The sequence below is a fragment of the Verrucomicrobiota bacterium genome (assembly GCA_027622555.1).
GTDB lineage: Bacteria > Verrucomicrobiota > Verrucomicrobiia > Opitutales > UBA2995 > UBA2995.
Map to the genome: position 1 here is coordinate 23,222 of JAQBYJ010000072.1, position 7,516 is coordinate 30,737.

Sequence of the window (7,516 nt, forward strand, 5' to 3'; positions counted from 1 at the left end):
GTTCTAACTAAGCCATGAGCTTCAGTGCCAAGTAGGGAACGAGGCTGAATACAATGACCGCGACCTTAAACATGCAAAGGTAGTTGTAGAATCCTGATCTTACTTCCTCTGGAGTCATTTTGAACATTGCTCCGTGGAGCTTCGAAAATGGAACTGAGAATCCCATCAGCATTATTGATGTGAACAGAAGAAGTCCGATGTTAATTGCCGCACACCATCCAAAGAACTCTGTTAGTGATTCAATTGTAATCATAATGGGTGAAGCGTACTTTGATCATCAACTAAGTCAAATACCGCGGACCAAAACTGAAACTATGAACAGGCGAGTGAATTGAACACTGCTCTATTTCCGTTACCACAATTTCTGAAACCATTTTCGATAGTGTTGTTAGTGAAAACTTCGTCGATGGATAAGAAATGTTCAGGACCTTATAACCTTCTTCAATTAAAGCCGTTCGATTTTACCCATGGAATTTGATGACCGAGTCAACCCATGAATCAGCACCTCAGTATCATTCGCGACCAAGGATATCGAGAAACCGACTAACATGCCAATGACTAGAGTTTTTAATTTCATGTTGTCCGAATACTTAAGTTATTTATGTGTGAACCGCTTTTGTAAAAATCATATACCTAGTGATTTTCTGACCATTGCATCTTGTTGGGACATTGACTAACCCTATTGGATTCTCCCTAGTTCAAAAAACTTTTCTTCATGAAACACATCCACATTGTTGGGACCGGGCCCAGAACAGGGACTACTCTGTTAGCTGAGGCAATGGTTGCTTGCTTTGAGATAGACGAACATTCCAGTCATGAAGATCCGGTATTTAGGTTACCGACGACGAATCCTGAAATTTTTCTGACTAAAAATCCGGGAGATATCGTTTACGTTAAACCGTTTCTTAAAATCCTTCCGAATCTATTTGTCATATGCTTAATCAGGGATCCGCGTGACGCAGTTGTAAGCAAACACGGCAAGGACCCCGATCGTTATTGGGGATCAATGGATAATTGGAAGGTCTACAGTAAATACTGGCGCAATGTTCGGTCACACCCGAGGCTGATCACGGTGCGGTATGAAGAGTTTGTATCCGCACCGGACCTCGTGCAGGAAGCCTTGCTTAAACAGTTACCATTTTTAAAAACCAAGGGTCCGTTTAGCCTGTATCATGAAATGGCACAACCGTCATCGGGCTCTCTTGACGCACTTAGAGGAGTCAGACCCATTGCACCAGTAAGCGTTGGAATTTACAAGAAACACCTGCCAAGAATTGTTGGGCAACTTCAGCTCCATGGTGATATAACTCACGATTTAGTAGAACTCGGATTTGAAAAAGACGTTAACTGGAAGGAAATGCTCGCTGGAATAGAACCGGATTTGAGTCGTAGCCATTGGCCGGAATACTTTACGGCTGAGGTACACAGGAAAATTCGCAAAACGAGGATTAAGGAAGTTATTAAAGCTTGGATGCGTATCCATGGTATGGATCATAGTAAGATAAAGCGATTTCTGGGATTAGGCCCAAAGAATCGGAAGTCTTCCTAAGAATGAGGAACTCGATATTTTCCAATGGGACCTTTTACCTGAAGCTCCCTTAGAAGATTCATTCATTCGATCTTGGACGATAGCACTTAACGTTCTTTTTCAGCAGTTCTCGGAACCATGGATTCCAAAAAATGCTCCAGCCCTTCAATCTCTTCTGCCTGTCTGTTTTTGATAAACTGGCTCCTTTTTGACATTTTTTCACTGCAGTGGTTCTCGATTTTAAGTGCTGAGGAAATTTTATCTGCCCACTGCTGCGGTGTAGCATAATATGGAAGATGCAAGGCTGCGTCTCCTACACCTTCGATCACTCCTGGAATGTCGGTTGTTGCAACGATGCAATTTTCAAATATGGCTTCCACCGCCGTCATACCAAAGCTTTCAATTCGAGTCGGATGTAGGAGAACCTTTGTGTTCCTATAAACCTCGGACATGTTTTGGATGAGCCCCAGCACTTGGATGTTAGCTGGAAGTTCCGCTTGATATAAAACGGACCGGACAGGAGTAAGGTATGGCCGCAAGGTTGTCATCGACGAATTGTAACCCCCTTCAAGTATCCTTATTTTATACCCCCGGAAGTGGTAGTTTGCCAGAGCTAGAAACAGAGCGCCGCCTTTCATGGGAAGCGGGTTTACTATGGTCAGATCGACCGGTTCAAGTCCTAGTTCTGGTAATTCGTTCGTGCGGGAAATAATGGGATGAAATATGACACTATCTTTTTCTGAATAAGGGTCATAAAACTCTTTTATCCATTCGCTGTTATAAATGGTAAAATCGTTGCCGAATAAAAATGGCGATCCAGGCAACTGCGTATTTTCATCCTTGGAAATCTTTGAAAACCTCGGTCGAATATTATCAAGAGACTCTTCCCAGGATTCTGTTTCTTGATAGTCATCCAACAGTAATGAAAACGACATTCCTGGAATATCATGTGGAATACAGCCGATCTTTGGTCCACCTTTTAGTGCGCGGATTAATTTCTTGGTTTGGTGAAAGTATATAAGTGGAGAATTAAAGATTATTAGATCCAATTGGATTCTCTTAGACCAAGCTAGAATGCTTTCAAACGCTTCCAGGTGCTTTTCTTCGAACCAATCGCCCATAGTGGAGTAATCAATCTCCGGGCTCGGGCCAAAACATTCCACGGTGCAAACCCCATTCAAGGATGCTTTCAATTGGTTTTCATCAGGCGAAGTTGTCCAAAGATATTGGGCAAAATTTCCAAGTGAATGAATCAAACGATCGAGATAGATCTGACCCCCCCCCTCCGACCGGAGGGTAATAGAGACTGACATATCCTATTTTTATTTTGTCATACATCTGAGGAATTTTCTTAAGAGTTTGGGTACGCCGGTAAAGCGCATTGAGAAAATGGTGTTTTTAATAAAAGCTGTTGAGCCTAGTCATAGAGAGACGATCGGAGAGAAAACGATTAGATATTTTTTAGTAATGTCCCTGAGGAGACGGTTTGGCGTTTACAAGGATGGGGGGGGTAAACCGTAACACCTTCACAAATCGTTAAAGAAATAAACCTGGTTTTCTATTTTTTACCGACGATGGAATCTGTCGAAGTAAGGTCGAGCTTGCAAGAGAGTTGGAGTGACAACCTGCTTGTCTCAATTGCGGATTGCCCAGGAAATATTCTTCTTTGTCCCATATCCAGTCATCGGCCCATGTCCAGCAATCGTGTTGCTTGTAGCTATCAGCGATTTGATTGCAATTAGTTGAGTCAATACGACCGGTAATAGGTTCTTGAACGCCAGTATCAGCATAGTATTGAACCAGGGACATTGATTTGGATGAAGCATACGAGGATACATACAAGTGGAATTCCAAATTTGCACGCAGGCTTTCAATAATTCGATAGGTTTGCACATGATCCGGATGACCGTATTCACCCCATGGATTGTGTGTAAATACTGTCATGTCTGAGGAAAGATGCTTTTTCAGCTGGGTGTGGATATCATGAAAATTTCTTTCGTAGTCTTCGGTAATTTTGGTCGTAGAAGCAGCATCTTCCACGATGAGTCCGAAAGGTGATAGCTCTGGTTGCTCCCAGTTCCCAAGTCCGTAGGTCCCGGCTTCAGGAATAGCCAGCCACACAACTTCAAATGGCAGTTTGGCGATAGCTTTCGCGCGTTGCTCTCCTATTTCAGGTCGGGGATAAAAGTCCTTAAAGATGATAATCACCTTATCGATTTTTTTAAGGAGTGAACTAAACCAAAGGACTTCATCATCAGGATGTGCGACAACCAGGACGGAGTTTCTTAGTTTGGAAATACGTTTCATGCGTGCGTTCGAGTGGTGACCAAATGGTTCATGAATATTGAGTGGAGGAGTCTATTGCTACTTGCGGTGAGGAATTTGGATTTATAATTCTTTCATAGCAACTGATCGTTGCTGAGCCAACTCGCTTCATTGAAAATTTCTCAACACGTCTAAATCCTTCTTTAATCAAGCTTTCTCGTTTTTGAGGTTGAGTTAAAATTTCCAGGATTGCCTGATTGAATGCCGCTACATTCTTTACCGGGACCATGCATACCGCACCGCGGTCCCCTGACACTTCACTTACGTCGCCAACTTCGTAAGCTACGGTGGGAACACCCGACGCCATCGCCTCAAGTAGCACGCTTCCAAACATTTCTTTTTGCGAGGGAAGGATGAGGATGTCTGAAATCTTCAGCACAGTCTTAACTTCTTCCGGATTCAAATAGCCTGTAATTTCCCACGCGTCATCGGCTGCAGTCTTCTTCATTGATTCCTCTAATGATTGCCGGTCTGGTCCGTCCCCGCCTATCAACAAAAAAGCATCTGACTTTATTAACTCAGCAGCAATCTTTGGAAAGTCTTCCCATCCTTTTTCAGTTCTGATTCTTCCGATGTAAGTTACGATTTTTTTGTGGTCGGGAATTCCGAACCGTTTCCGGAATTGCTTCAGTTGATCAATGGCCAACGGTTTCTGAAAACTTTCAATTTCTACCGCATCAGGAATAACAACGATGTTATTCCCCTCCGTTTTCAATTGGGATTTCAATCGGTTGGCATATTTTGAAGTTAATGCGGCGGCACAATCGACGGATTTGATAGTTTTCCTTTCGATCCATTGTGAAAGGTTGAAGTGTTTGTTTGAGAGCAGCCGAGGGAATTTTGTGTTGATCCACAGTTCCGTATTTAAGGAAATAACAACCGGTAAACCCAGTCGTCGGCAAATAACGGCCAGAAATCTGCACCATATCCACTGATTAAAATGGATGTGAACAAGGTCATAGTCGTTTCGTCTTGATACCAAATGCTTGGCAACTGCAAAAAACCAGGTGATTCCCAGCAGTCTGGATGCTGCGAATTGAGGTAGTGCCAAACCCACACTTTCAATTTCTATTAAACCTTCGTGTTTCGAATGTCTTGGATAACCGGGAATATGGCCGGTAAGCACGGTTTGCGAAATTCCGGCTTTGCACAGTTCCTTGGTGATTCGCCAAACCTGGGTTTGAAGCCCGCCAAATGGATCGTACGCCATTGGCCATGTACCATCACGATAAAGCTGCGGGGTTATTCGAAGAACTTTGGCTACTTCACTCATTGTTCACCATTCTTTGTGATGGATGCGTTGGAGGACCATAGCTTCCTAGCAGAATCTTAAACTTGATACAAAATTGATAAATGTAGTGTCTAAACGGGATGATTTACCCGTCTTACTTTCCATATTTCTCTTCGAAGATTTTCACAGGATTCCAGTCTGGATCATTGTAAAGCTTACGGTTTCCTTCCCATTTACTGTTGGGGTAGTAATCAAAGATTTCACCTTCACCCAAAATGCGGGGATCTGCCTGAGCGATGAGCTCGGTCTCCAGTTGTTTCCAAAGACGGTTCTTGATTTTTGCATAGCTCGGATTGTCTGCCAGATTGTTAACGCAATCCGGGTCGTTAAGAACATCGTAGAGTTCTTCGAAGGGGCGTTTGCCGAAAGCCATTTCGAAATAGTTGTAATCCGGGTCGGACGGATCGAGCTCAGTCAGGAAACTCTTGGTGGGTGACCCGTCTGTATTTTTGTACCCATATTCCGGATTTCCAGCGGGCCAGCGGTGAGGGAGTAAGTTCCGACTGTAAAGAAACGAGTCATTTCGAATGGCCCGTACCGGATAGGTGACAGATCGAAGCCCGTTATCGACCCGGCCAACATCATGGCGTTCTTTGCCAAGAAGCGTGTGATTACGGGTCTCGTCAATGCGGCCTGAATCCCTGGACAATAATTGCGCCAGAAAACTCTGCCCTGTCATTTGATCGGGCGCATCGATATCGGTCAGGTCGAGCAGGGTAGGGGCAAGATCGGGAAAAGTTATGAAATCGGATACGACACGTTTAGGTACGATCTTGCCTTTCCACATGGCGACGAATGGTACGCGATAACCTTCGTCGTAAATTTGCCCTTTAACGCGCGGGAATGGCATACCGTGATCGGAGGTTGCAATGATAAGTGTGTTTTCAAGCTGGCCACGTTCTTCGAGTAGTTTAACAGCAGCTCCAATTTGTTTGTCATACCATTCTACCTCGATGGCGTAGTCTGCCAGATCACCACGGATCGTATCATTGTCGGGGAAAAAATCCTGAACTTCTACCTCGTCCAGATTGCGTCCGTCCTTTTTCCATGAATCTTTTTCGTAACCCCGGTGCGGTTCTTTCGCTCCAAGCCAAAAGCAAAAAGGTTTTGCAGAATCCCAGGCTTCCAGGAAGTCGTTGAAATTAGCGGGGTAATCGATCTTGTTGATACCGGTGTAGGGAACGTCTCGCGTCCGTTTATTATAAGCGTGCCCAGCGGGGTTGTCGTTTTGGGCTTTGTTTGCATTTACATCGGTTTTTTTCCAAGTGCCAGGTCCCCAGCCCTTACCGGTGAAACCCATGAAATAGCCGTTCTCCTCGAGTATCCAGGGGTAGAACACCCATTTGTCGGATAAGATGGGATTGTGGTTGCAGGCTTCTTCCAATTGCCAGGAATAACGGCCGGTTAACAAGCACGCCCGCGCCGGAGCACACTTCGGATTATTGTTATAGGCGTTGGTGAATAGCACTCCTTCCTCGGCCAGTCGATCGAAGTTAGGGGTTTCGACATACTTGGCACCGTAAGCCCCAAAACTGTTTCGAGAGGCATCGTCGGCAATGATAAAGAGAATATTGGGTCGCGCGGCGGAGGATAAAAACGGAGCCACGCAGAGAGCCAGGCAAAGTAAAGAGTGAGACTTGGGAAATTTCATAGCGTTTACAAGAAGTGGGTTTCCAATATCAAGGGAGCGTAGATTAAGCTTGGGATTACGATTGAGATCAAGGATGAGTTTTGGACCGGATCCGTTTTAGGATGGGTATTAATTTACCTGCTCGTTATTGGACGCACGGGACGCTAGAATTTCCTCATAGCAACGAACAGTCTCTTTCGCGACCTGGGAGATCGAAAACGCCTGGACTCTTCTTTTCCCCGCTCAGCTAATTCGTTTCGTTGCTCAGGATCTGCAAGCAGTTCCAAGATGGTCTCAATAAACAAACTTCGATTTTCTGGCTGAACGAGCTTGATTGCATTTTCCGGGCCTCCAACCGATCCGACGCCTCCCACTTCGTAGGCTACAGCTGGAACACCGGCAGCCATAGCTTCGAGCAACACACTTCCTAACATTTCAATTCTGGAAGGCAGGATTAAGATATCGGCTATCTTCAACGCCTTTCTCACTTCCTCAGGTGTTAAAAATCCCGTGGTTTGCCAGGCTTCATCGCAGTTCTGATTCTTCAGCTGTCTTTCAAGTTTTGAACGTTGTAAACCGTCTCCACAAATCATTAGGAAGGCTCCTGCTTCCTGCAATTTTTTTGCGATTTCTGGTAAATCTTTCAGCCCTTTTCGTAGCTAATCCTACCAATGAAGGCCACAATGGATTTGTTGTTTGGAAGGCGATGCTGATCTCGAAAAACCTTAATTTTATCTTCCTC

General features: G+C 44.6%; 7 protein-coding genes. 1 reads left to right on the forward strand and 6 read right to left on the reverse strand.

The window, feature by feature from the left end:
* Positions 1 to 7: 7 nt before the first annotated feature.
* Positions 8 to 253, reverse strand: a complete 246-nt coding sequence (locus O3C43_17140) for a hypothetical protein (protein MDA1068216.1) — start codon at positions 251 to 253, stop codon at positions 8 to 10.
* A gap of 462 nt (positions 254 to 715) precedes the next feature.
* On the opposite strand from O3C43_17140, the gene O3C43_17145 reads away from it, so the two are divergent.
* Complete coding sequence (locus O3C43_17145; GenBank protein MDA1068217.1) at positions 716 to 1,549, forward strand: sulfotransferase; 834 nt, start codon at positions 716 to 718, stop codon at positions 1,547 to 1,549.
* Between the two features lie 86 nt (positions 1,550 to 1,635).
* Here the strand turns inward: O3C43_17145 and O3C43_17150 are convergent, their stop codons facing one another.
* From O3C43_17150 to O3C43_17170, 5 genes are all read right to left on the reverse strand, one after another.
* Positions 1,636 to 2,841: a glycosyltransferase gene (locus O3C43_17150; protein MDA1068218.1), complete on the reverse strand. Its 1,206-nt coding sequence runs from the start codon at positions 2,839 to 2,841 to the stop codon at positions 1,636 to 1,638.
* A gap of 223 nt (positions 2,842 to 3,064) precedes the next feature.
* Positions 3,065 to 3,835, reverse strand: coding sequence for a hypothetical protein (locus O3C43_17155; protein ID MDA1068219.1), 771 nt, complete (start codon positions 3,833 to 3,835; stop codon positions 3,065 to 3,067).
* A 28-nt stretch (positions 3,836 to 3,863) separates the two neighbouring features.
* Complete coding sequence (locus O3C43_17160; protein ID MDA1068220.1) at positions 3,864 to 5,126, reverse strand: glycosyltransferase family 4 protein; 1,263 nt, start codon at positions 5,124 to 5,126, stop codon at positions 3,864 to 3,866.
* Between the two features lie 112 nt (positions 5,127 to 5,238).
* Positions 5,239 to 6,795, reverse strand: coding sequence for a sulfatase (locus O3C43_17165; protein ID MDA1068221.1), 1,557 nt, complete (start codon positions 6,793 to 6,795; stop codon positions 5,239 to 5,241).
* Positions 6,796 to 6,938: 143 nt separating this feature from the next.
* On the reverse strand, positions 6,939 to 7,421 hold the full coding sequence (locus tag O3C43_17170; protein MDA1068222.1) for a glycosyltransferase: 483 nt from the start codon (positions 7,419 to 7,421) through the stop codon (positions 6,939 to 6,941).
* Between the last annotated feature and the right edge of the window lie 95 nt (positions 7,422 to 7,516).

What these genes read in the sequence shown, in the direction of transcription:
- O3C43_17150 (MDA1068218.1), bottom strand. Translation starts at nt 2,841, where the DNA reads ATGTCAGTCTCTATTACCCTCCGGTCGGAGGGGGGGGGTCAGATCTAT.
- O3C43_17145 (MDA1068217.1), top strand. Translation starts at nt 716, where the DNA reads ATGAAACACATCCACATTGTTGGGACCGGGCCCAGAACAGGGACTACT.
- O3C43_17155 (MDA1068219.1), bottom strand. Translation starts at nt 3,835, where the DNA reads ATGAAACGTATTTCCAAACTAAGAAACTCCGTCCTGGTTGTCGCACAT.
- O3C43_17165 (MDA1068221.1), bottom strand. Translation starts at nt 6,795, where the DNA reads ATGAAATTTCCCAAGTCTCACTCTTTACTTTGCCTGGCTCTCTGCGTG.
- O3C43_17160 (MDA1068220.1), bottom strand. Translation starts at nt 5,126, where the DNA reads ATGAGTGAAGTAGCCAAAGTTCTTCGAATAACCCCGCAGCTTTATCGT.
- O3C43_17140 (MDA1068216.1), bottom strand. Translation starts at nt 253, where the DNA reads ATGATTACAATTGAATCACTAACAGAGTTCTTTGGATGGTGTGCGGCA.